Below are 23239 nucleotides of genomic sequence, written 5' to 3' on the forward strand. Positions count from 1 at the left end.
CAATCACGATCAACACCCTGACGCGGGGTGGAGCAGCCCGGTAGCTCGTCAGGCTCATAACCTGAAGGTCACAGGTTCAAATCCTGTCCCCGCACCCAACGATCTGATACGGCCGCCTTGCGAAAGCAGGGCGGCCATTTCCGTTTCTACGGTCACCTCAAACTGGCCGGCTGCGTCCAAGGGCGTGACCACCACTTGGCGGATCAAGGCGCGGAAGGCCTCTCGAGCCGCCGTGCGCTCCACGGTGTCGGCATCGGCCAAGACCATGTTGAGCCTGGCCACGAGATCTCTGAAGCGACCGGCGAGGCTGGGGTGGAAGACGATCTGATCGTCCTGCGTTACGGCCGCGAGCTCATCTGGAGGGGCAACCTGCTGGTCTACGGAGCCGATGATCCTGCCTACGCCGCTGACTATGCCGCGCTGGTCTTAAGTGACCCGACCTACGGCGCGACGCCATACTATTCGCAGACCCAGCGCGCATATTTGGAGGGCGGGGAGGTGCTTCCGACGTCCCATGCGCTTGCCTCCTTCGGGAAGCAGTCATGCCTCGCCAGGTGCGGCGGGCGGAACGGCTCCTGGCGCGCCGCAGGCGGAAAATTGGCTCAAGCCGCCACCCTGATCGACGCCGCCTCTCGGCTTGATGTTCAGCAATCCCTCGCGGCCGCGAACGCGCTACCGCACGCGGGACACGGTCGCAGGGGTCGTCCTGGCCGACCGACCCACGGAGGCCTCATGGCTGGCATCGACGAGACCCGTCCCTTCTACCCCTTGCACATCGCCGTCCTGACCATCTCCGACACCCGCAACGAGACGACCGACACCTCAGGCGGCCTGCTGATCGACCGTCTCAGCGCGGCGGGACATCAGCTCGCCGGACGCGCCATCGTTCCCGACGACGTGGAGGCGATCCGCGCCCAGGTGACCAGCTGGGTGGCCGACCCCAAGGTGGAAGTGATCCTGACCACGGGCGGCACGGGCTTCTCGCCCCGGGATGTGACGCCCGAGGCGATCCGGCCGCTGTTCCGGCGCGAGATGGATGGCTTCGCCGTGGTCTTCCACCAGGCCAGCTATGGCACGGTGGGGGTCTCGACCCTGCAGTCGCGGGCCCTCGCCGGTCAGGTGGAGGACACCTTCGTCTTCTGCGTGCCCGGCTCCACCGGCGCCTGCCGCGACGCCTGGGATCTGGTGCTGTCGCTGGAATTGGACAGCCGCTTCAAGCCCTGCTCCCTGGCCGGCCAGATTCCGCGCCTGGCAGGCGTGTGCTCATGATCGACTTCGAGGCCGCGGCGGCGAAGATCGTCGAGATCGCCCAGCCCCTGGGCGTCGAACAGGTCGCCCTGCCGGCGGCGAGGGGACGGGTCCTAGCCCAGGATGTCGTCGCCCGCTGCGCCGCGCCGCCGGTCCCGGTCTCGGCCATGGATGGCTATGCCGTCCGCGACATCGACCTCGCTCGACTGCCAGCCCGGCTGCCGATCCTGGGCGCCGCCTTCGCGGGCGGAGGCTTCGACGGCGTCATGCCCGCGGGCGCCTGTGTGCGGACCTTCACCGGGGCGCCGGTCCCGATGGGCGCCGATCGGATCGTCATTCAGGAGGATGTCGTCCGCGAGGGTGACCTGGCCTGTTTCGAAACCCCGCCGGTGGGGCGTCGCCATGTGCGCCCGGCCGGCAGCGACTTCCGCGCCGGCGACGTGCTGGTGGCGGCTGGAAGCCGACTCAATCCCCAACGGCTGATCGCCGCCGCCGCCGCCGACCTGGCGCAGCTGACGGTGTATCGGCGCCCCCGCGTGCTGCTGCTGGCCACCGGGGACGAGCTGGTCGATCCTGGCCAGCAGGCGGGACGGCCGCAGGCCATTCCCGAGAGCGTGTCCTTTGGCGTCGCCGCCCTGGCCGAGGACTGGGGCGCGGAGGTGGTGGGCCGGTGGCGCTGCGGCGACGATCTGGACGCCCTGCGCGCCATGGCGGCCCATGGGGTTGAGGCCGCTGACGTGGTGGTGGTCACCGGCGGCGCCTCGGTCGGCGAGAAGGACTTCGCCCAGGCGATGTTCGCGCCGCTGGGGTTGGAGCTGGTCTTCGCCAAGGTGGCGATGAAGCCCGGCAAGCCGATCTGGGTCGGCCGGGCGGGAGGCGCGATCATTGTCGGCCTGCCGGGCAATCCGACCTCGGCCCTGGTGACGGCGCGGCTGTTCCTGGCGCCCCTGCTGGCCGGTCTGGGGGGTGGAGATCCCAACGCGGCCTGGGTTTGGCTCAAGGCGCCGCTGAGCGCCGATCTGGCCTGCTGCGGCGACCGGGAAACCTTCTACCGGGCCCGCAGCGTCGGCGCCGGCGTCGAAGTCCTGGCGGACCAGGACGCGGCGTCGCAATGGGCCCTGGTGCAGGCCGACCTGTTGGTCCGCCGCCGCCCCGGGGCGATTGGGGCGGCGGCGGACGAGCCGGTCGAGTGTCTCTACCTCTAGCCGGCCAGGCCCCCCGAGCGCTCTCGCACGCTCAGAGGAATTGCGGGAACAGGATGTTGTTCTCCAGATGCATGTGCTCGCGCAGGTCGGCGTCCAGCTTGCGGCAGGCCTGATAGAGAGCCCGCCAGCTCGTGCAGGCGTCGTCCGGCGGCGCGAAGTCGTGGGTCAGGATCGCCAGGCGCAGCAGCTGCTCGGCGACGTCCTGATGCTCGGCCGCCATGCGCGCGATCGGATGGCCGATCATCGGATGGCCGCCGTTCAGCATCATCGGGAACAGGACGGCTTCCTTCTTGTGCTGGTGACCCTGCAGATCGTCGGCCATCAGGGCCAGGTGATCGGCCAGACCCCGCGGGCAGTTGGGATGGTCGGCATGGACGGCCTCGACCTTGCGCGCCAGACCGATGGCCTCGGGCAGTTCGGCCATGTGGACCTTGTGGTAGCGCACCAGGATATGGGCGATCAGGGCGGCCGGCTCGGAGGGGGCCTCCGCCGGACCCGGCTTCAGGGACGCGAGCGCGGCGCGCAGGGTCTCAAGCTCCACGCCCCGCGCCGCGGCGGCGACGTCCAGCGGCCGGTCGCCGTTGCAGCAATAGTCGATCCGGAAGGTGCGGAAGACCCGCGTCGCGCCGGGATGCTCCAGGGCGATGTCGCGGACCAGTTGGCTGGGATGGATCATGAGGGCTCCTGTGCGCCGCGCACCCTAGGCGCTTGCGCGCGTGGCCGCCTTGAAGGCCGTGCAGCCCAGGCTTGACCTTCGGCAAGCCTGGGCCCGGCGCCTGCGGAAGGGTGCGACAGGCCCTTACGGCTGTCGCGCGCCGCACCGACTCGGCGAGCCTTCCGGTCCCTGCACGCACCTTGAAAGCACGAGTGACCGCCATGGCGTTCGACAATCCCCTGGCCAGCGAGATCTGGTCCAGCAAGTACCGTCTCACCACCTCCGAGGCCGGGGCCGAGGACGGCGTGGAGGGGACCTGGCGGCGGGTCGCCATGGCCTTGGCCGAGGCCGAACCGCCCGAGCGTCGGGACGCCCAGGCCGCGCGCTTCTACGCCGCCCTGGAGGATCACAGGTTTCTGCCGGCCGGCCGCATTCTCGCCGGCGCGGGCAGCGGGCGCGCCGTGACCCTGTTCAACTGCTTCGTCATGGGGGTGATCCCCGACGATCTGGGCGGCATCTTCACCCACATCCGCGAGGCGGCCCTGACCCTGCAGCAGGGCGGCGGGGTCGGGATGGACTTCTCATCCATCCGCCCGGCCGGGGCGCCGGTCAGCGGCGTCGCTGCCGACGCCTCCGGGCCGCTCAGCTTCATGGACGTCTGGGACGCCATGTGCCGCACCATCATGTCGGCCGGTCAGAGGCGCGGGGCGATGATGGGGTGTCTGAGGATCGACCATCCCGATATCGAGGCCTTCATCGACGCCAAGCGGGACCCGGCGCGCTGCCGCAACTTCAACCTCTCGGTCCTGGTCACCGACGCCTTCATGGCCGCCCTGGAGGCCGGCGCCGACTGGCCGCTGGTCTTTGCGGGGCGGACCCATCGGGTGGTCCCGGCCGCGGCCCTGTGGGCGCGGCTGATGCGGGCGACCTACGACGCTGCCGAGCCAGGGGTGATCTTCATCGACCGGGTCAACGCCGCGAACAACCTGGCCTATTGCGAACAGATCCTGGCCAGCAATCCCTGTGGCGAGCAGATGCTGCCGCCCTATGGGGCCTGTCTGCTGGGCTCGCTGAACCTCGCCCGTCTGGTGATCGACCCGTTTGCGCCCGACGCCCGACTCGACGAGGCCCAGTTGGTCGAGCTCACCCACACCGCCGTGCGGATGCTCGACAACGTCATCGACATCTCCCGCTATCCCCTGGCCGCCCAGGAAGCCGAGGCCAAGGCCAAGCGGCGGATCGGCCTGGGCGTCACCGGCCTCGCCGACGCGCTGGTGTTCTGCGGCGCGGCCTATGGCGGGCCGCAGGCCCTGGCGCTGACCTCCCGGTGGCTGGGGATCATCAAGCGCGAGGCCTATCGCGCCTCGGCCGGGCTGGCGGCGGAGAAGGGCGTCTTTCCGCTCTATGACGCCGGCATTCTCGATCGTCCCAATCTGCTGAGCCTGGACGACGAGACCCGCGCCCTGATCGCCGCCCACGGCCTGCGCAACGGTTGCCTGACCTCCATCGCGCCCACCGGCACCACCTCGCTGCTGGCGGGCAATGTCTCCTCCGGGATCGAACCGGTCTTCGCCTATGCCTACAACCGCAAGGTCCGCCAGCCGGACGGGTCGAGCCGCGAGGAGGCGGTCGAAGATCACGCCCTGACCGCCTGGAAGCGCCTGAAGGGCGAAGCGCCGCCGCCGGCCGAGATCTTCGTCAGCGCCCAGACCCTGGCGCCGGAGGATCACCTGCGCATGCAGGCCGCCGCCCAGGCCCAGGTCGACAGCTCGATCTCCAAGACCGTCAACTGCCCCGAGGAGATCGCCTTCGAGGCCTTCGCCGACATCTACCGCCAGGCCTATGACGCCGGGTGCAAGGGCCTGACCACCTACCGGCCCAACGCCGTCACGGGCTCAGTGCTGAGCGTCGACCCGCCAGCGCCCATGCCCGAGGTCCGGGCCGCCCCCGCCGCCCAATTGCCGCCCCGGCCCGACGCCCTTGGGGGCGCGACCTACAAGATCCGTTGGCCCCAGAGCGCGCACGCCGTCTATGTCACCCTCAACGATGTCGAGGACGGGGAGGGGCGGCGGCCCTTCGAGATCTTCGTCAATTCCAAGAACATGGAGCACTACGCCTGGACGCTGGGCCTGACCCGGATGATCTCGGCGGTGTTCCGGCGCGGGGGTGACGTGAGTTTCGTCGCCGACGAGCTGCAGGCCGTGTTCGATCCCTGCGGCGGCGCCTGGGTGGACGGGCGCTACGTCCCGTCGCTGCCCGCCGCGATCGGCGGCGTGATCGCCCGTCACCTCGGTCGTGAACCCCTGCAAGCCGCGCCGGCCGGAGTTTCGACGGAAGGCGGGCCCGCTCCCGCGATCTGTCCGCAGTGCGGCGCGGCCGCCCTGGTGCACAAGGAGGGGTGCGACACGTGCCTGGCCTGCGGTCATTCCAAGTGCGGGTGAGGCCGGACGCGGGCATGGCTTGATCTGCGACAAGCCCGCCCCCGACCCCGCTCAAGGCGGCGGCGGGGCTGATGGGGTAGATTGTGGCTCGTCCCCGCCGGAGTCACATCATGCCCACCGCCGCCGACCGCCGCGCCTATCGGGGCCCGGCGCTGTTCAGCTTCGGCTTTCGGCCCTTCTTTCTGTTCGGCGCGACCTGGGCGGCGCTCGCCGTGCCGCTATGGCTTTGGGCCTATGCCGGTCCGGGCATGACGCTCGGCGTCGACCGCGACTGGCATGTGCATGAGATGCTGTTCGGCTATCTGGCGGCGGTGATCGCGGGCTTCCTGCTGACCGCCGTGCCCAACTGGACCGGCCGCATGCCGGTGATGGGCGCGCCGCTCGCCGGCCTGTTCAGCCTGTGGGCCCTGGGGCGGCTGGCGATGATCTCCCCCTGGCGGGCGACGCCCTGGGCCATGGCCGCCGACAGCCTGTTCCTGGCGGTCTTCGCCGTGGTGATCTGGCGCGAGAGCGTGGCCAGCCGCAACACGCGCAACCTGCCGGTCTGTCTGGTCGTCACCCTGTTCGCGCCCGACATCGCATTCCATCTGTCGCCTTACTTGCTGTCGGGCGCGCCGGAACGGGCGGCCCTGGGCGCCGCCGCGACCCTGATAAGCCTGATCGGCGGACGAGTGGTCCCGAGCTTCACCCGCAACTGGCTGGCGCCGCGAGGGCTGGGCGACCAGGTGGCGGTGTCGCCGCGCCTCGATCAGGTCAGCCTCTATGTGACCGCTCTGGCGGGGATCACCTGGGCCATCTGGCCGGGCGAGATCGTCGCCGGGGTGCTGCTGGTGGGCGCCGGCCTTGTCGCCGCGGCGCGCCTGGCGCGGTGGGGCGGGTGGCGCGCGCGGGCCGAACCGCTCGTCTGGATCCTGCACCTTGGCTATGGCTGGCTGGCGGCCGGCCTGATCCTTTTGGGTTTTACGGTCCTCGCCCCGCAGTTGGTTCCGCGGACGGCGGGCGTCCACGCCCTCACCGCCGGAGCGGTCGGGGTGATGACCCTGGCCATGATGACCCGCGCCAGCCTTGGCCACACCGGCCAGGCCCGCGTCGCCGGACCGGCGACCCTGGCGATCTATCTCCTGGTCAACGCCGCCGCGGCCCTTCGGGTGGCCACCGCCTTCGCCGGCGGCTGGCGGACATCGGGGCTGGAAATGTCTGGCGGCCTTTGGGCCCTGGCCTTTGGTCTGTTCGCGGTGGCCTACGGCCCCGCCCTTTTTAAGCCGACCCGCGCATCGGCTTGAAAAGGGTCAAGTCCATCGCCGCCCGACGTCATGGGAGTCCCGCTGGCCTGGGCCTAGGGTGGCTCTGTCCCAATCCCTGCGCCGTCTCCTTCCCGGATCGGCGTCTGCGGGACCCGCGTTGCGCGATCATGGCGCGGACCTTTCGGCGCCGGGGCGACCGGCGCCGGCCTTGTTTTCTGGAGCACCGTGGTGACAGGCCTGGTCGATGGGTTCGGACGTCATTTCCGCTATCTGAGACTGTCGGTCACCGAGGTCTGCAATTTCAGCTGCGCCTACTGCCTTCCGGACGGCTATCGGAAGACACGTCCTCACGACTTCCTGTCGGTGGACGAGATCGGCCGCCTGGCCGAGACCTTCCAGGCGCTTGGCGTCGGCAAGGTGCGATTGACCGGCGGCGAGCCCAGCGCGCGCCGCGACCTTGGCGAGATCATCGCCCGGATCCGGCGGGCCGGCGTGGCCAAGATCGCCATGACCACCAATGGCTGGAACCTGTCCGAAAAGATCGAGGGCTGGCGCGACGCCGGCCTGACCCATCTGAATGTCAGCATTGACGCCCTCGACCCCGCGGCGTTCCGGGCCATCACCGGCCACGACCGCCTGGGGGCGGTGATCGACGGCGTGGATCGGGCTCTGGCGCTCGGCCTGCCGACCGTGAAGGTCAATGCGGTGCTGCTGAAGAGCGGGCTCAGCGGCGGCTTCGAGACCTTCGCCGACTTCGTCCGTGATCGGCCCGTGGCCGTGCGGTTCATCGAGCTGATGCGAACCGGCGACAACGCCGACTATTTCGCGGCCGAGCATGTCTCCGGCGCGGTGCTGCGGGACTGGTTCGCCGCGCGGGGATGGACCCCGCGGCCCCGCGGTCCGGATGACGGGCCGGCTGTGGAGTATGTCCATCCCGACCATGCCGGGCGGCTGGGTCTGATCGCCCCCTATGCGCCGGGGTTCTGCGACGGCTGCAATCGCCTGCGCGTGACCGCGCGCGGACAACTGCGTCTGTGCCTGTTCGGGGAGGGGGGTGTCGATCTCCGCGACCTGCTGCAGGCCGGCCCGTCGGAGGCGCTTGCGGCGCGCATCCGCCGCGCCTTGGGCGAGAAGCCCGCCGGTCACCGGCTCGCCGAAGGGCGCAGCGGCGACATGCGCCATCTGGCCCAGGTCGGCGGTTGATCAGTTGTAGGCGTAACCTTGGGCCCTGCGGCGGGCCGAGGCCTGCTGCTCGCGCTCGGCGGCCCCGATCATCAGGGCGCCGGCCGGCGTGCCGCCATCGATCAGCGGATCGGGTTTGGCCAGCCGGTTCAGCACCACCGGCCGGGTGATCGACACTTCCGGACCGCTGACCAGCACGCCGTAGTCGGCCAGGCTGGCGAAGGCGCGGGAAAGGTTCTCCGGCGTCATGCCCAGCAACGAGGCCAGAACCCGCTTCTCGTGCGGCAGGACCAGGGTCTGCACGCCGCCTTGGCGGGCCTGCTCGGCGACCAGGTAATTGGCCAGGCGTTCGGCGCCGCCCCGCAGCTTCTGGTTCTTCACCGTGCGCACCAGACCGCGATAGCAGCCGGCGAGTTCCTGAGCGGCGGCCAGGCTGAAGGCGACGTCGTCCTGCATGGCGCGCCGCACGGCCTCGGCCGACAGCATCAGAATGTCGGAGCGTTCGATCGTGCGCGCGGTCATCAAGGCGTCGGCGTCGAGCACCACGGCGGCGAGAATGAAGGTGGAGACTGGCCTCAGGACCGCGAGCGTCGTCTCCTTGTCGTTCCAGGTGCCCTGGAGTTCCGCCTGGCCGTCGATCAGCACATAGAGGAAATCGACCGGATCGCCTTCGGTCAGCAGGGTCGTGCCGGCCGGAAATTTCTGCAGAACCCGCCCGATGTCAGGCTCTGGAAGGTCGTATCCGACGCCGTAGCGAACAGGGGCAGGGCCCGCATTCGGTCCACATCGACTCCACGCATGGTCATGTGAGCGTCTCCTCTGTCAACCACACTCGTCGCAGACTCGAGGCCATGGCGGCTTGATATGGATCAAGCGCCCCGCTCCAATCCGGAGCGGTTGACATTGGTCAAGCTCAAGACAAATAAGCATCAATTGGGCGTCAATATTTTGGCAAATACTCATATCAAATTCAGTATTGGCGCTAAAAATACAGAAAACGACTTGAGATGTTTGATTTCGGTCAATTGATCGAGACGTCGTGGCGGCCACAAGGATCGCGAAAGTGACGCAGGGGGCGTCGCTGCCGAGTCCGGATCCTGCCGATGCCCGTCGACACACCGAAGGCCGCGCCAGGCGCGGGCCCCGCCCTGGGGCTCAGCACCTTCGCCTTCACCGCCTGTTTCGCGGTGTGGACGATCTTCTCGATCATCGGCGTCCAGATCAAACAGCAGCTGGGCCTGACCGAGGCCCAGTTCGGGCTGCTGGCCGGCACGCCGATCCTGACCGGCTCGCTCATTCGCGTCGGGCTGGGGGTCTGGACCGATCAGTATGGCGGGCGGGTGGTCAATCTGATCGTCATGCTCAGCGCCGCGCTGGCGACCTTTCTACTCTCCCATGCCCACACCTATCCGCAGTTTCTGGCGGCCGCGCTCGGCGTCGGCGTGGCCGGCGGCTCGTTCGCGGTGGGCGTCGCCTATGTGTCGAAGTTCTTTCCCAAGGAGCGGCAGGGCACGGCGCTGGGGATCTTCGGGGCGGGCAATGTCGGCGCCGCGGTCACCAAGTTCGCGGCCCCGTTCGTCATGCTGGCCTATGGCTGGCAGACGGTCGCCCAGGTCTGGGCTGGGGCCCTGGCGGTCATCGCCCTGGTGTTCTTCCTGTTCACCCGCGACGATCCCCAGCTGGTCGAGCGGCGGCGGACGGGCGCCAAGCCCCAGGCGGCGGCGACCCAGTTCGCGCCCTTGATGAAGCTGCAGGTCTGGCGCTTCGCCCTCTACTATTTCTTCGTCTTCGGCGCCTTCGTGGCCCTGTCACTGTGGCTGCCGCACTATCTGGTGGCCGTCTACCACCTGGACATCCGCGCGGCGGGCATGCTGGCGGCGGCCTATTCGATCCCCGGCTCGCTGTTTCGGGTGTTCGGCGGCTGGCTGTCCGACCGCATCGGCGCGCGCCTGGTGATGTACCTGACCTTCTCGGTCAGCGTGCTGTGCACCTTCCTGCTGTCCTATCCGCCGACCAGCTATGTGGTTGACGGGGTCCACGGCCCCATCGCCTTCCGCATCGCCACCAGCCTGCCGGTCTTCGTGGTCATGCTCTTTGGGCTCGGCTTCGCGATGAGCCTCGGCAAGGCGGCGGTCTTCAAGCACATCCCCGTCTACTATCCCGCCCAGATCGGGTCGGTCGGCGGGCTCGTCGGCATGGTCGGCGGCCTTGGCGGTTTCGTCCTGCCGATCGCCTTTGGCGAATTGAACGACCTGACCGGCGTCTGGACCAGCTGCTTCATGCTGCTGTTCGTCCTGGTGGCCGGGGCGCTGACCTGGATGCACCTGGCGATCGGCCGCATGGAGCGCGCTGGCGCCCCCGGCCTCTCCGACCTGCCTGAACTTCCCGAAATGGCGTCCCTGCACGCCGACCTTCAACCACCGCCGGCTTCCGGCGGAGCCGCCCGTGTCCGGGCGGCGAGCCCCGCAAGAGGAGCGCTCTAATGGCTTCCCGCAATCCCGCCCGCCATGTCCTGACCGACTGGCGTCCCGAAGACCCGGCCTTCTGGTCGACCCAGGGCAAGCCGATCGCCCGCCGCAATCTGTGGATCTCGATCCCCAATCTGCTGCTGGCCTTCGCCGTCTGGATGGTCTGGTCGATGGTGGTCGCCAAGCTGAAGCTTGTCGGCTTCAAGTTCGGCACCGAGGAGCTGTTCTGGCTGACGGCGCTGCCGGCCCTGTCCGGCGCCACCTTGCGGATCTTCTACAGCTTCATGGTGCCGATCCTGGGCGGCCGGCTGTGGACGACGCTCACCACCCTGTCCCTGCTGGTCCCGGCGATCGGCATCGGCCTGGCGGTGCAAGATCCCCATACCCCCTACACGACCTTCGTGGTCCTGGCCCTGTTGTGCGGCCTGGGCGGCGGCAACTTCGCCTCGTCGATGTCCAATATCTCGTTCTTCTTCCCGAAGGCCGAGAAGGGCAACGCCCTGGCGCTCAACGCCGGCTTCGGCAACCTCGGCGTCAGCGTGATGCAGTTCCTGGTGCCGGTGGTGGTCGGGCTCAGCCTGTTCGCCCCCCTGGCCGGCGCGCCGCAGACGGCGGTGGACCATGGTGTGAAGACGGCGATCTCGCTGCAGAACGCCGGCTTCGTCTGGGTTCCCTTCATCCTGGTCGCCGGGGCCCTGGCCTGGTTCGGCATGAATGACATCGCGTCCGCCCGGGCCTCGTTCTCCGAACAGGCCGTGGTGTTCAAGCGCAAGCACAACTGGGTCATCTGCTGGCTCTATCTGGGCACCTTCGGCTCGTTCATCGGCTTCTCGGCCGCCTTTCCCCTGCTGATGAAGACCCTGTTCCCCAGCGCGCACGCGATGCAGCTGGTGTTCCTCGGCCCGCTGGTTGGCGCGGCGTCGCGGGCGCTCACCGGCTGGGTGTCGGACAAGTTCGGCGGTCAGAAGGTAACCCACTGGGTGTTCATCGCCCTGGCCGCGGGCGTGCTGGCGGTGCTGCACAGCGTCGGCGGGTTCGGCGCGGCCCCGTACTTCCCGCTCTTCTTCGCCAGCTTCATGTGGCTGTTCCTCTGCACCGGGGTCGGCAACGCCTCGACCTTCCAGATGATCCCGGCGATCGTGCGCGCCGACATGCCCCGGCTGATGCCGCTGGGCGAGCCGGCGGCCCGTCTCAAGGCCTCTGAAATGGAGTCGGCGGCCATCGTCGGCTTCAGTTCGGCGATCGGCGCCTTCGGCGGCTTCTTCATCCCCCTGGCCTTCGGCAACTCGATGAAGGCGACCGGCGGTCCGTCCACGGCGCTGTTCGTCTTCCTGGCCTTCTACCTCAGCTGCGTCGCGGTGAACTGGGCCTTCTACGCCCGCAAGTCCTCGCTGCTGCACGCCCCCCAACCCGCGTCCAATCTGGAAGTCGTGGCATGAGCCATACCCTTGATCGCCTGGCGTTCTTCACCCGCAAGACCGAGCTGTTCTCGGACGGGCACGGCGTCCTCAACGACGATGACCGCACCTGGGAAGAGGCCTATCGGCGTCGCTGGCAGCACGACAAGGTGGTGCGCTCCACCCACGGGGTGAACTGCACCGGCTCGTGTTCCTGGAAGATCTACGTCAAGGGCGGGATCGTCACCTGGGAGACCCAGCAGACCGACTATCCGCGCACCCGGCCGGAACTTCCGAACCATGAGCCGCGCGGCTGCGCCCGGGGCGCCAGCTACAGCTGGTACCTCTATTCCGCCAACCGGGTGAAGTACCCGCTGATCCGCTCGCGCCTGCTGAAGCTGTGGCGCGCAGCGCGCGCCACCCGCAGCCCGGTCGCGGCCTGGGCCTCGATCCAGAACGACCCCGCCCAGCGCGCCGCGTACACCTCCATGCGCGGGATGGGCGGGTTTCTGCGGGCGACCTGGGACGAGGTCACCGAGATCATCGCGGCGGCCAACGCCCACACCATCAAGGCCTGGGGACCGGACCGGATCTTCGGCTTCTCGCCGATTCCGGCCATGTCGATGGTCTCCTACGCCGCCGGCGCGCGCTATCTGCAGCTGATCGGCGGCGTCTGCGGGTCGTTCTACGACTGGTATTGCGACCTGCCGCCGGCCTCGCCCCAGACCTGGGGCGAGCAGACCGACGTGGCCGAGAGCGCGGACTGGTTCAATTCCGGATTCCTGCTGCTCTGGGGGTCGAACGTCCCGCAGACCCGCACGCCGGACGCCCACTTCTACACCGAGGCCCGCTACCGCGGCGCCAAGTCGGTGGTGATCTGCCCGGACTATTCCGAGGCCTCGAAGTTCTCCGACCTGTGGCTGCCGGTGAAGCAGGGGACGGACGCGGCGCTGGGCATGGCCTTTGGCCACGTCATCCTCAAGGAATTCCATATCGACCGCGAGGTGCCGTACTTCCGCGACTATCTGCGCAAGTACTCGGACCTGCCGATGCTGGTGCGCCTGGTCCCCCAGGACGGCGCCTATGTGCCCGAGCGCCTGCTGCGCGCGGCCGAGTTCGACCAGGCCCTGGGCGAGACCAACAATCCCGACTGGAAGACCGTCGCGGTCGACGAGGCCACCGGCGAGGTCACCGTCCCCAACGGGTCGATCGGCTTCCGCTGGGGCGACGACGGCAAGTGGAATCTTGAGGAGAAGGATGGGGCAGGGCGCGAGACCCGCCTGCGCCTGGGCCTCAAGGGCGTCCACGACGAGGTCGCCGCCGTGCGTTTCCCCTATTTCGGCGGCGCCGCCACCAACGGCTTCGCCATGACCGACCACCCGGAGGTCCTGGTCCGCAACGTGCCGGTCAAGCGCATGATGCTGCCGGAAGGCGAGACCCTGGTGGCCTGCGTCTACGACCTCTTCCTCGCCAATTACGGCGTCGACCAGGGCTTCGGCGGCGACCACATGCCGGCCAGCTATGACGAGGTCGAGCCCTATTCTCCGGCCTGGGCCGAGGCGATCACCTCGGTGCCGCGCGACCAGATCATCGCCGTGGCCCGCGGCTTCGCCACCAACGCCGAGAAGACCAACGGCAAGTCGATGGTGATCATCGGCGCGGCGATGAACCACTGGTTCCACATGGACATGAACTACCGCGCGGTCATCAACATGCTGGTGATGTGCGGTTGCGTCGGCCAGTCCGGCGGCGGCTGGGCGCACTATGTCGGCCAGGAAAAGCTGCGGCCCCAGACCGGCTGGGCGCCGCTCGCCTTCGCCACCGACTGGATCCGTCCGCCCCGGCAGCAGAACTCCACCTCCTTCTTCTACGCCCACTCCGACCAGTGGCGGTACGAGACGGTGGAGATGAGCGAGATCCTGTCGCCCACCGCCCCGGAAGGGGTGTGGGATGGCGCCATGATCGACTTCAACGCCAAGGCCGAGCGCCTGGGTTGGCTGCCGTCGGCGCCGGCCTTGCGGACCAATCCGCTGGAAGTGGCCAAGGCCGCCGCCGCCGCGGGACAGGACCCCAAGGCCTATGCGCTCGCCCAGCTGAAGAGCGGCGATCTGAAGATGTCCTGCATGGACCCTGACGATCCGGCCAACTGGCCGCGCAACATGTTCGTCTGGCGCTCGAACCTGCTGGGCTCATCCGGCAAGGGCCATGAGTATTTCCTCAAGCACCTGCTGGGCGCCTCCCATGGCGTCCAGGGCAAGGACCTGGGCGAGACCGGCGGCCAGAAGCCGTCCGAGGTGACGTGGCGCGACGAGGCGCCCGAGGGCAAGCTGGATCTCCTGGTCACCCTCGACTTCCGGATGTCCACGACGGCGGTCTATTCCGACATCGTGCTGCCGACGGCCACCTGGTACGAGAAGAACGACCTCAACACCTCCGACATGCACCCCTTCATCCACCCGCTCAGCGCGGCCGTGGATCCGGCCTGGGAGTCGAAGTCGGACTGGGAGATCTTCAAGGCGATCGCCAAGACCTTCTCCGAGGTCGCGCCCGAAGTGCTGGGCGTCGAGCAGGACGTGGTCCTGACGCCCATCCAGCACGACAGCGCCGCCGAGCTCGCCCAGGCTTTCGACGTCAGCGACTGGTCGAAGGGCGAATGCGAGGCGATCCCCGGCAAGACCATGCCGCAGATCACCGTGGTCGAGCGCGACTATCCCAACACCTTCAAGCGCTTCACCGCGCTTGGCCCGCTGATGAAGAAAGTGGGCAACGGCGGCAAGGGCATCGCCTGGAACACCACCCATGAAGTCGACCTGCTCACCGAGCTGAACGGCGCGGTGCTGGACGAAGGCCAGACCCAGGGCCTGGCCCGGATCGATACCGACATCGACGCCTGCGAGACCATCCTGATGCTGGCGCCGGAGACCAATGGCGAGGTCGCCGTCAAAGCCTGGGAGGCGCTTGAGAAGCAGACCGGGCGCGAACACGCCCATCTGGCCCTGCCCAAGGAAGACGAGAAGATCCGCTTCCGCGACCTGCTGGCTCAGCCGCGCAAGATCATCACGTCCCCGACCTGGTCAGGCATCGAGAGCGAGAAGGTCTGCTACACGGCCGGCTACACCAACGTGCATGAGCTGATCCCGTGGCGGACCCTGACCGGCCGCCAGCAGCTCTATCAGGATCACCTGTGGATGCGAGCCTTCGGCGAGGCGCTCTGCGTCTACCGTCCGCCGATCGATCTCAAGACCACCTACGTCAAGGGCCTCAAGCCCAATGGTGAGAAGGAGATCGTGCTCAACTTCATCACCCCGCACCAGAAGTGGGGCATCCACTCCACCTATAGCGACAACCTGATGATGCTGACCCTGAACCGGGGCGGACCGGTGATCTGGGTGTCGGAGACCGACGCGCGGAAGGTGGGGCTGGTCGACAACGACTGGGTCGAGGCCTTCAACGCCAACGGGGCGCTCACCGCCCGGGTGGTGGTCTCCCAGCGGATCCGTGAAGGCACCACCTTCATGTACCACGCCCAGGAAAAGATCGTGAACACGCCCGGGTCGCAGATCACGGGCAAGCGTGGCGGCATCCACAACTCGGTGACCCGCACGGTCCTCAAGCCGACCCACATGATCGGCGGCTACGCCCAGCTCGCCTACGGCTTCAACTACTACGGCACGGTCGGCTCGAACCGCGATGAGTTCGTGGTCCTGCGCAAGATGACCAAGGTCGACTGGTTGGAAGAACCCCTCAACGCCAAGGATTTCGCCCAATGAAGGTTCGCGCGCAAATCGGCATGGTGCTGAATCTCGACAAGTGCATCGGGTGCCACACCTGCTCGGTCACCTGCAAGAACGTGTGGACCAACCGGGAAGGCGTTGAATACGCCTGGTTCAACAACGTGGAGACCAAGCCGGGCGTCGGCTTCCCGCGCGACTGGGAGAACCAGAAGCGCTGGAACGGCGGCTGGACCCGCAAGGCCAACGGCAAGACCGAGCCGCGCATGGGGGCCAAGTGGCGGATTCTCGCCAAGATCTTCGCCAATCCCGACCTGCCGGAGATCGACGACTATTACGAGCCCTTCGACTTCGACTACGCGCACCTGCAGACCGCCCCGGAGATGAAGGCGTTCCCCACCGCGCGGCCGCGCTCGAAGATCACCGGCCAGCGGATGGAGAAGATCGAACGCGGTCCCAACTGGGAGGAGATTCTCGGCGGCGAGTTCGCCAAGCGCTCCGCCGACGTCAACTTCGAGGGCATCGAGAAGGAGATCTACGGCCAGTTCGAAAACACCTTCATGATGTACCTGCCCAGGCTCTGCGAGCATTGCCTGAACCCCACTTGCGTGGCGGCCTGTCCCTCGGGCGCGATCTATAAGCGCGAGGAGGACGGCATCGTCCTGATCGACCAGGACAAGTGCCGGGGCTGGCGGATGTGCGTCTCCGCCTGCCCGTACAAGAAGATCTATTATAACTGGGAATCCGGGAAGTCGGAGAAGTGCACCTTCTGCTATCCGCGCATCGAGGTCGGCCAGCCGACCGTGTGCTCGGAGACCTGCGTCGGGCGCATCCGCTATCTGGGCGTCCTGCTCTACGACGCCGACCGCATCGAGGCCGCGGCCTCGACGCCGGATGACCAGGACCTCTACCAGGCCCAGCTCGACGTCTTCCTGGACCCGAACGATCCGGCCGTGATCGCCCAGGCCCGCGCCGACGGCGTGCCGGAAGCCTGGCTCGACGCGGCCCGCAAGAGCCCCGTCTACAAGATGGCGATCGACTGGAAAATCGCCTTCCCGCTGCACCCGGAATACCGGACCCTGCCGATGGTCTGGTACGTGCCGCCGCTCTCGCCGATCCAGTCGGCCGCGGCGGCCGGCGCCCTCGAGATGGACGGGGAGATGCCCGACGTCCACGCCCTGCGGATCCCGGTCAAGTATCTCGCCAACCTGCTGACCGCCGGCAAGGAGGCGCCGATCGAACTGGCGCTCAAGCGGATGCTGGCCATGCGCGGCTTCATGCGCGCCAAGACCGTCGAGGGGGTGATCGATCACAAGCTCGCCGAGCGGGTCGGCCTGACCGCCGACCAGATCGACGCCATGTACCGCTACCTGGCCATCGCCAACTACGAGGACCGCTTCGTGATCCCGTCGGCGCACCGTGAGACCGCCGAGGACGCCTACGACATGCGCGGGTCCTGCGGCTTCTCCTTCGGCAATGGCTGCTCCGGCGGCCGCACCGAGCTTGGCCTGTTCGGTCCCAATCGGCGCAGCCGCGCCAAAACCCCCATGGAGGTCTGAGACATGGCCCGCACCTACAAGGCGCTCGCGCTGTTGCTGACCTATCCGACGCCTGACCTGCAGGTCCTGGCGCCCCAGGCCCTTCAGCTCATCGCGGAGGAGGGGCTGCTCTCCAAGTCCCTGGTGACCGCCCTGCGCAAGCTGACGGTCGAGATCGCCAACGATGATATCTATGACCTGCAGGAGCGCTACACCGAGCTCTTCGATCGCACCCGCTCGCTGTCGCTGAACCTCTATGAGCACGTGCACGGCGAAAGCCGTGACCGGGGCGAGGCGATGGTCGCCTTGCTCGAGCTCTATCGGGCGAACGGCCTGGATCTGGCGGCCAACGAGCTGCCCGACTTCCTGCCGGTATTCCTGGAGTTTCTCTCGACCCTGCCCGGGCCCCAGGCCGGCTCCCTGCTCGGCGAGGCGACCCACGTCCTGGAGGCGATGGGCGAGCGGCTCAAGACCCGCGGCAGCGCCTATCGCGCCGTCTTCGGGGCCCTGGCGCGACTGGCCTCGACCCAGGCCGATCCCAATGCGCTGGCGGCCCTGCTGAGCGAGCCTGACGACAACCCCAACGACCTGGAGGCGATCGACAAGGCCTGGGCCGAGACCGCCGTCACCTTCGGCCCGTCCGACGTCGGCTGCCCGAAGGCCGACGCCCTGGTCGAGGCGATGATGGCCGAACCCGGCCGCCAGCCGCGTCGCGCCGGCGCTTCGGCCTAGGACATCCGCAGATGCAACTGATCAATCAACTGCTGTTCGGCGTCTATCCCTACATCGCCCTGGCCGTGCTGGCCCTGGGCTCGGTCCTGCGGTTCGACCGCGAGCAGTACACCTGGCGTTCGGGCTCGTCCCAGCTGCTGCGCCGCAAGCAGCTGGTGCTGGGCTCGGTCCTGTTCCACGTCGGCGTGCTGACCATCTTCGGCGGCCACTTCGTGGGCCTGCTGACGCCGATCTGGGTGTTCGACGCCCTGGGCGTGCCGCACGGCGCCAAACAGATCCTGGCCATGGTCGCGGGCGGCGTCGCCGGAATCCTGTGCCTGACGGGCGGCCTCATCCTGCTGCATCGCCGGCTGTTCGATCCCCGGATCCGCCATAATTCCAGCTTCGGCGACACCGCGATCCTGGTGCTGCTGATGGCTCAGCTCAGCCTCGGCCTGGCGACCATTCCGGTCTCCGCCCACCACCTGGACGGCCACGAGATGGTCAAGTTCATGAACTGGGCGCAGGGGGTCTTCACCTTCCGCCCCAATGTGGCGGCCTATGTCGCCGACGTGCATCCGATCTTCAAGGCGCACCTGGTGCTGGGCATGACCATCCTGCTGGTCTTCCCGTTCACCCGCCTGGTCCACATGCTGTCTGCGCCCATCTGGTACCTCAATCGCCGCGGCTGGCAGCTGGTGCGGACCAAGCGCCCCTTGCCGCGCCGCCCGGAGACGGCGGCGCCGGCCTATCCGCGGTCGCCCGGGCGTCGCATCGGGCCCGCATGACAGCACCCAGGCCGTCCGGCCCGCCACCCTCAAGTCCGCGGAGTAGCCCCATGCCGGCCACCATCGTCGTCGAAGGCGTCGAGATCCCCGAGTTCCTGATCGCCGATGAAGTCCAGAACCACCCCAGCCTTTCGGCCGCGGAGGCCCGCACGGCGGCCGGCAAGGCGCTGGCCGTGAAGGCCCTGTTGCTGCACCGCGCCGACGAGCTGGGCCTTCGCGCCGAGCCGCTCATCGACGAGGCTGGGCGCGAGGAGACCGCCGAGGAGGCGCTGATCCGCGCCACCCTGGATGCGGAGGTCAAGATCGAGCCGCCGAGCACGGCGGAGTGCCGGCGGGTCTATGACGCCCAGCGCGCCCGCTTCACGACGCCGGCCCTGATCGAGGCCGCCCATATCCTCATCGAACCCAAGACCGACGATGCGGACGGCTGGGCCGCGGCCTTGCGAACCGCGCAGGACGCCCTGGCCCAGGTCACGGTGCAGCCGGCGGCCTTCGCGGCCCTGGCCAAGGCGCTGTCGGACTGTCCTTCGGGCCAGGTCGGCGGATCCCTGGGCCAGCTTGGTCCCGGCGACGTGGTGGGGGAGATCGAGACCGCGCTCGCGGGGCTGAGGCCCGGCGAGGTGCTGGCCCGACCGGTGCGCTCCCGCTTCGGCTGGCACCTGCTCAAGCTGGATCGCCGGATGGAGGGCCGCGAGCTGCCCTTCGATTATGTCGAGGACAAGATCCGCCTGCACCTGGAGAGCCGCGCCTGGACCGCGGCCGCCACTCGCTATGTCTCCGACCTGGCGGACCGGGCGCGAGCCCAGGGCGTCGCCTTCAGCCTGAGCCGGGACGGGCGGTTCGCCAGCGGGTCGCTGTCGCTCGGCGAGATGCTGGCCGACGGCGCTTCCGCCGAGGCCCTGGAGGGGTGGCTGGACGCCACCGATCCCGAGCTGGCCGGTCGTGTCCGCGCCGCGGCCCTCGCGGCCGAACAGGAGGTCGCCGCCTTCGTCCGGCGCGCCGTGGCGCACTTCGTCGACAACGCTGACGACGAAAGCTGGACCCAACTCATCTCGGCCTCCCAGGGCGCTACGGACCCGGCCATCGCCGCCATGGCCGCGCTTCTGAAGACCAAGCTGACCCCCAAGGCGCGCAGCTACACGCTCGTGAGCCGGAGATAGATGATGCGCATTCCCACCTCCCTGCTGTCGCTCGCCGCCGCCGTCGTGGCGGTCCCGTCCCTGGCCGTGGCCGCCGACACGCCTCCGGGCCATGTGATCCTCGACGCCCGCCTGCGCTATGAGACGGTCGACCAGGACGGCTTCGCCAAGGACGCCCAGGCGCTGACCCTGCGCACCCGGCTCGGCTATGAGACCTCGTCCTGGCGGGGGTTCAAGGCCCTGGTCGAGGGGGAGAACGTCACCGCCCTCGACGACGGCTACAACAGCACCATCAATCGCAAGACCGCCTATCCGACCGTGGCCGACCCCGAGGCCACCGAGCTCAACCGCGCCCAGGTCTCCTGGACGGGAACCCAGGCCAGCACGGTGGTGGGCCGCCAAAGGATCGTCCTCAACAACGCCCGCTTCGTCGGCAATGTGGGGTTCCGGCAGAACGAGCAGACCTTCGACGCGGTCCGTCTTGAGGCCCGGCCGGCCAAGGATGTGACCTTCACCTACATCTATGTGGACAAGGTGCATCGGGTGTTCGGGCCGGACAGCGGGCAGGGGGCCTGGAACAGCGATTCCCACATCATCCAGTTGGACGCCGCGACCCGGCTAGGCCAGGTCTCGGCCTACGGATATCTGCTCGATTTCGCCAATGCGCCGGGCCAGTCCAGCGCCACCTACGGCGTCCGGCTGAGCGGCGCGCGGAAGCTTGGCGGCGGACGGGCGGTCACCTACGAGGCCGAATACGCCCGCCAATCCGACTATGGACACAACCCGGCCCGCTTCGACCTCGACTATATCGCCCTGGGACTGGGCCTGAAGCAGGGGCCTGGCTTCGCCACCCTGGGGCTTGAACGTCTCGACGGCGACGGTCGCCAGGGGTTCCAGACGCCGCTGGCCACCCTTCATGCCTATCAGGGCTGGGCGGATGTCTTCCTGACCACGCCCAAGGCGGGGGTTCGCGATCTCAATCTCCGCGCCGGAACCGCGCTGAAGCTCGCCTCGACCGGAAAGCCGCTGAAGCTACAGCTGGCGGTCCATGATTTCGCCGACGCGGGCGGCGGCCAGGCCTATGGCCGCGAGCTCGACGCCCTGGTCTCCTATCCCCTGACCAAGCGGCTCTCGGCGGAACTCAAGGCGGCGAGGTTCGACGGATCGAGCCCGGCGTTCGCCGACCGCACCAAGGTCTGGGCGACCCTGGAATTCAAACTCTGAACCGCCCTCCGGAGGCCGCGCCATGGCCGATCCCATCATCGAACCGCTGCAAGCCGACCTGCTGAACGAACCGCTGAACTTCTTCTTCGCCGAGCACTTCCGTCACCGGCAGCTCTGCGCGGTGATCGACGCCCTGTCGGCGGCGGTGGTCTATGACGCCGACCGCGTGGATCAGGTGGTCGACTTCCTGCGGCTCGATGCGGCGGTGCACATCATCGACGAGGAGCAGGATCTCTTCCCGCTGCTGCGCCGGCGCTGCCTGCCGGAGGATGAGTTGGAGCGGGTTCTGGGCGTGCTGTCGGTGGAGCATCGGGCCGACGCGGCGCTGGGCGCGGTGGTGCGGACCCATCTGGAAGCCTGCCAGTCCACACGTTTGGCTCCGGGGCTGGACCCCGAAAAGCGCAAGGCCCTGAGCGCCTTCGCGACCCAGGAGCGGCGGCATCTGGCGTTGGAGAACGCGGTGGTCCTGCCCATCGCCCGTCTGCGCCTGACGGCCGAGGACCTGCAGAACCTGGGCCGACGCCTGGCCGCCCGTCGGGGCCGCGTCCTGACCGTTCCAAGCACATGACCGAGGCGCTGATCCGGCGCAATCTGGACGGGGTCGCGGCGCGCACCCGCGACGATCCCGACCACTTCCTCCGCCTTGCGGGCGGGCCGAAGCCCCAATGCCTGTGGATCGGGTGCCCGGACTGCGGGGCCGCGCCACATGAAATCCTGGGTCTGTCGGCGGGGGATGTGCTCGTCCATCACAGCCTGGGCCCGATCGTGGGGCCTCACGACATCGCCATTCTGGCCCTGCTGGAGGTCGCCATAGACCTGACGGCCGTGCGCCGGATCGTAGTGTGCGGTCACTATGGCTGCGCCAGCCTGCGGGGGGTGCTCCAGGGCGGCGGGCGGGGGCTGGTCGACCACTGGCTGCAGCCGGTCTCTGTCCTGAGCGAGCGCCACGCCGCAACCCTGGAGGCGATCAGCGACCTTGAGGCGCGGACCAACGCCCTGTGCGAACTCAACATCCGCGAACAGGTGGCCTGCCTTGCCCGCAACAGCCTGGTGCGCGACGCCTGGTGGCGCGGCCAGCCGCTCAGCCTCCATGGATTTGCCTATTCCGAGAAGGACGGGCTGCTGCGCGACCTTGAGATCAGCCGTGATGGCGGGCCTGCCAGTCATCGCGGTCAGCATGCGTCGCGAAAGCGGCCCACAAAGGCCTCGACGTGACAGGGACGGGGGTCGCGGTCGTCATCCTTGCGGGCGGGGAGGGGCGACGGATGGGCGGCGACAAGCCCCTGCGCCATCTGGCGGGGCGGCCGTTGATCGCCCATGCCCTGGGGCTGGCGCGCGCCTACAGCCCGACGGTGGCGATATCGGTTCGCGAGGCCGGGCAGGTCGCCGACATTGAGGATACGCCTTTGATAATCGATTCCGAGGGGCTCGCAGGGCCGCTGGCAGGCCTGGCCGCCGGACTGAAATTCGCGAGGACCTTGGGGTTTGAGCGCCTGCTCACCTTGCCGTGCGACATGCCCTGTTTGCCTGAGGATCTTGAGCGCCGCCTCGCTGTGGCGCTTGTTCCCCCGAGCCGTGTGGCGATGGCGCAGGCGGGCGATCGGCTCTACCCGGTATGCGGCCTATGGGTGGCCGGAGCGCTTGATTGCCTCCCAAGTTACACGGCGACCGGCCGCTCATCCTTGCGCGGCTTCGCGCAACATGTCGGGTTGTCCCTGGCGATCTGGTCCGATCCAACCGACGTGGCCTTCGCCAACGTCAATGAGGTGAGGGACTTGGCTCGGCTCGAAACGGTCGTCGGACCGAGGGGCGGCGGCGTTGGATCGGCCAGGTCTGCGCCCACCAGAGCCAGGGCGACGCCAATCTGAACGACGGAACTGCTTTGCAGCGTCCATGTTCGTGCAATCTATGCATCCAAAATCACTGCAGGCAGGGCTCGATCACCACGATGGCTGCGGGTCCCCGCACCCAGACATCAAGAACCCCCGAGGCTCGCGCTTCGGGGGTTTTTACGTTTGAGCAGTCCTGGCGGGCGTCAGCGGTCGTCCGGGAGGTGATTGCCGCTCTGGGCTCTTACTCACCGTTGGGAATGTCCGGATGCAAGCGCGAGGCTCGACGCTGGCTAACGGCACGTTCGCGGCGCGGACCCAACGGCGAATTTCGACCCATAGCAGATGGGGTGGATGGCTCCCGCTCCCGGCCTCAGAGGGCCAATGTGGTTGCCGTCATGCCAACCTGAGCATTGGGAGCCACCCACCATGGAGATTA

18 protein-coding genes and 1 tRNA gene are annotated in these 23239 nt (G+C 68.3%); 17 read left to right on the top strand and 2 right to left on the bottom strand.

Going from position 1 to position 23239, the window contains the following annotated elements; genetic code table 11:
• Nucleotides 1-21 precede the first annotated feature (21 nt).
• From MQH10_RS24220 to MQH10_RS24230, 3 genes are all read left to right on the top strand, one after another.
• Nucleotides 22-98: transfer RNA gene (locus MQH10_RS24220), tRNA-Met, on the top strand.
• 634 nt (nt 99-732) lie between these two features.
• Nucleotides 733-1269 carry a molybdenum cofactor biosynthesis protein B gene (moaB, locus tag MQH10_RS24225; RefSeq protein ID WP_242566545.1) on the top strand — a complete coding sequence of 179 codons (537 nt, stop codon included), beginning with the start codon at nt 733-735 and terminating at the stop codon, nt 1267-1269.
• Nucleotides 1266-2453, top strand: a complete 1188-nt coding sequence (locus MQH10_RS24230) for a molybdopterin molybdotransferase MoeA (protein WP_242566546.1) — start codon at nt 1266-1268, stop codon at nt 2451-2453. The genes moaB and MQH10_RS24230 overlap by 4 nt, the downstream gene beginning before the upstream one ends.
• A gap of 31 nt (nt 2454-2484) precedes the next feature.
• On the opposite strand, the gene MQH10_RS24235 is transcribed toward MQH10_RS24230, so the two are convergent.
• Entirely contained in the window at nt 2485-3129 is a 645-nt protein-coding gene (locus tag MQH10_RS24235) for a DUF542 domain-containing protein (RefSeq protein ID WP_242566547.1), read from the bottom strand.
• Nucleotides 3130-3329: 200 nt separating this feature from the next.
• Between MQH10_RS24235 and MQH10_RS24240 the strand changes: the two genes are divergently transcribed.
• The 3 genes from MQH10_RS24240 (at nt 3330) to moaA (ending at nt 7996) form a co-directional block, all read left to right on the top strand.
• Nucleotides 3330-5549, top strand: a complete 2220-nt coding sequence (locus MQH10_RS24240; RefSeq protein WP_242566548.1) for an adenosylcobalamin-dependent ribonucleoside-diphosphate reductase — start codon at nt 3330-3332, stop codon at nt 5547-5549.
• A gap of 110 nt (nt 5550-5659) precedes the next feature.
• Complete coding sequence (locus MQH10_RS24245; RefSeq protein WP_242566549.1) at nt 5660-6832, top strand: NnrS family protein; 1173 nt, start codon at nt 5660-5662, stop codon at nt 6830-6832.
• Nucleotides 6833-7021: 189 nt separating this feature from the next.
• On the top strand, nt 7022-7996 hold the full coding sequence (gene moaA / locus MQH10_RS24250) for a GTP 3',8-cyclase MoaA (RefSeq protein WP_242566550.1): 975 nt from the start codon (nt 7022-7024) through the stop codon (nt 7994-7996).
• Here moaA and MQH10_RS24255 read toward each other — a convergent pair whose 3' ends face one another.
• Nucleotides 7997-8695 (bottom strand): cyclic nucleotide-binding domain-containing protein, encoded by a 699-nt coding sequence (locus tag MQH10_RS24255; protein ID WP_336605218.1) that lies wholly within the window; start codon nt 8693-8695, stop codon nt 7997-7999. It lies immediately after the preceding gene.
• Nucleotides 8696-9078: 383 nt separating this feature from the next.
• Between MQH10_RS24255 and MQH10_RS24260 the strand changes: the two genes are divergently transcribed.
• Genes MQH10_RS24260 through mobA form a run of 11 tightly spaced genes read left to right on the top strand, consistent with a single transcriptional unit; the run spans nt 9079 to nt 22839 of the window.
• The gene (locus tag MQH10_RS24260) at nt 9079-10458 is read left to right on the top strand and encodes an MFS transporter (protein ID WP_242566551.1); all 1380 of its coding nucleotides are present in this window, start codon (nt 9079-9081) and stop codon (nt 10456-10458) included.
• Complete coding sequence (locus MQH10_RS24265) at nt 10458-11882, top strand: MFS transporter (protein ID WP_242566552.1); 1425 nt, start codon at nt 10458-10460, stop codon at nt 11880-11882. The genes MQH10_RS24260 and MQH10_RS24265 overlap by 1 nt, the downstream gene beginning before the upstream one ends.
• The gene (locus MQH10_RS24270) at nt 11879-15610 is read left to right on the top strand and encodes a nitrate reductase subunit alpha (RefSeq protein WP_242566553.1); all 3732 of its coding nucleotides are present in this window, start codon (nt 11879-11881) and stop codon (nt 15608-15610) included. The genes MQH10_RS24265 and MQH10_RS24270 overlap by 4 nt, the downstream gene beginning before the upstream one ends.
• Nucleotides 15607-17130, top strand: coding sequence for a nitrate reductase subunit beta (gene narH / locus MQH10_RS24275; protein ID WP_242566554.1), 1524 nt, complete (start codon nt 15607-15609; stop codon nt 17128-17130). Before MQH10_RS24270 ends, narH begins: the two co-directional genes overlap by 4 nt.
• A gap of 3 nt (nt 17131-17133) precedes the next feature.
• A complete protein-coding gene (gene narJ, locus MQH10_RS24280; RefSeq protein ID WP_242566555.1) occupies nt 17134-17841 on the top strand; it encodes a nitrate reductase molybdenum cofactor assembly chaperone in 708 nt (235 codons plus the stop codon).
• 11 nt (nt 17842-17852) lie between these two features.
• Complete coding sequence (gene narI, locus MQH10_RS24285) at nt 17853-18608, top strand: respiratory nitrate reductase subunit gamma (protein WP_242566556.1); 756 nt, start codon at nt 17853-17855, stop codon at nt 18606-18608.
• 50 nt (nt 18609-18658) lie between these two features.
• Nucleotides 18659-19768, top strand: coding sequence for a peptidylprolyl isomerase (locus tag MQH10_RS24290; protein WP_242566557.1), 1110 nt, complete (start codon nt 18659-18661; stop codon nt 19766-19768).
• A gap of 3 nt (nt 19769-19771) precedes the next feature.
• The gene (locus MQH10_RS24295; RefSeq protein WP_242566558.1) at nt 19772-20971 is read left to right on the top strand and encodes an alginate export family protein; all 1200 of its coding nucleotides are present in this window, start codon (nt 19772-19774) and stop codon (nt 20969-20971) included.
• 22 nt (nt 20972-20993) lie between these two features.
• A complete protein-coding gene (locus MQH10_RS24300; RefSeq protein ID WP_242566559.1) occupies nt 20994-21539 on the top strand; it encodes a hemerythrin domain-containing protein in 546 nt (181 codons plus the stop codon).
• A complete protein-coding gene (locus MQH10_RS24305; protein WP_242566560.1) occupies nt 21536-22186 on the top strand; it encodes a carbonic anhydrase in 651 nt (216 codons plus the stop codon). The genes MQH10_RS24300 and MQH10_RS24305 overlap by 4 nt, the downstream gene beginning before the upstream one ends.
• Nucleotides 22183-22839 (top strand): molybdenum cofactor guanylyltransferase, encoded by a 657-nt coding sequence (gene mobA / locus MQH10_RS24310; RefSeq protein ID WP_336605217.1) that lies wholly within the window; start codon nt 22183-22185, stop codon nt 22837-22839. The genes MQH10_RS24305 and mobA overlap by 4 nt, the downstream gene beginning before the upstream one ends.
• Nucleotides 22840-23239: the final 400 nt, after the last annotated feature.

It is taken from the genome of Phenylobacterium aquaticum (assembly GCF_022695515.1).
GTDB classification, from domain to species: Bacteria; Pseudomonadota; Alphaproteobacteria; order Caulobacterales; family Caulobacteraceae; genus Phenylobacterium; species Phenylobacterium aquaticum.

Bases quoted from the DNA above. Each gene is read 5' to 3' on its own strand.
- MQH10_RS24245 (WP_242566549.1), top strand. From the start codon at position 5,660: ATGCCCACCGCCGCCGACCGCCGCGCCTATCGGGGCCCGGCGCTGTTC.
- MQH10_RS24260 (WP_242566551.1), top strand. From the start codon at position 9,079: ATGCCCGTCGACACACCGAAGGCCGCGCCAGGCGCGGGCCCCGCCCTG.
- MQH10_RS24305 (WP_242566560.1), top strand. From the start codon at position 21,536: ATGACCGAGGCGCTGATCCGGCGCAATCTGGACGGGGTCGCGGCGCGC.
- narJ (WP_242566555.1), top strand. From the start codon at position 17,134: ATGGCCCGCACCTACAAGGCGCTCGCGCTGTTGCTGACCTATCCGACG.
- narI (WP_242566556.1), top strand. From the start codon at position 17,853: ATGCAACTGATCAATCAACTGCTGTTCGGCGTCTATCCCTACATCGCC.
- MQH10_RS24235 (WP_242566547.1), bottom strand. From the start codon at position 3,129: ATGATCCATCCCAGCCAACTGGTCCGCGACATCGCCCTGGAGCATCCC.
- MQH10_RS24295 (WP_242566558.1), top strand. From the start codon at position 19,772: ATGCGCATTCCCACCTCCCTGCTGTCGCTCGCCGCCGCCGTCGTGGCG.
- MQH10_RS24230 (WP_242566546.1), top strand. From the start codon at position 1,266: ATGATCGACTTCGAGGCCGCGGCGGCGAAGATCGTCGAGATCGCCCAG.
- MQH10_RS24240 (WP_242566548.1), top strand. From the start codon at position 3,330: ATGGCGTTCGACAATCCCCTGGCCAGCGAGATCTGGTCCAGCAAGTAC.
- narH (WP_242566554.1), top strand. From the start codon at position 15,607: ATGAAGGTTCGCGCGCAAATCGGCATGGTGCTGAATCTCGACAAGTGC.
- MQH10_RS24300 (WP_242566559.1), top strand. From the start codon at position 20,994: ATGGCCGATCCCATCATCGAACCGCTGCAAGCCGACCTGCTGAACGAA.
- MQH10_RS24265 (WP_242566552.1), top strand. From the start codon at position 10,458: ATGGCTTCCCGCAATCCCGCCCGCCATGTCCTGACCGACTGGCGTCCC.
- MQH10_RS24270 (WP_242566553.1), top strand. From the start codon at position 11,879: ATGAGCCATACCCTTGATCGCCTGGCGTTCTTCACCCGCAAGACCGAG.
- moaB (WP_242566545.1), top strand. From the start codon at position 733: ATGGCTGGCATCGACGAGACCCGTCCCTTCTACCCCTTGCACATCGCC.
- MQH10_RS24290 (WP_242566557.1), top strand. From the start codon at position 18,659: ATGCCGGCCACCATCGTCGTCGAAGGCGTCGAGATCCCCGAGTTCCTG.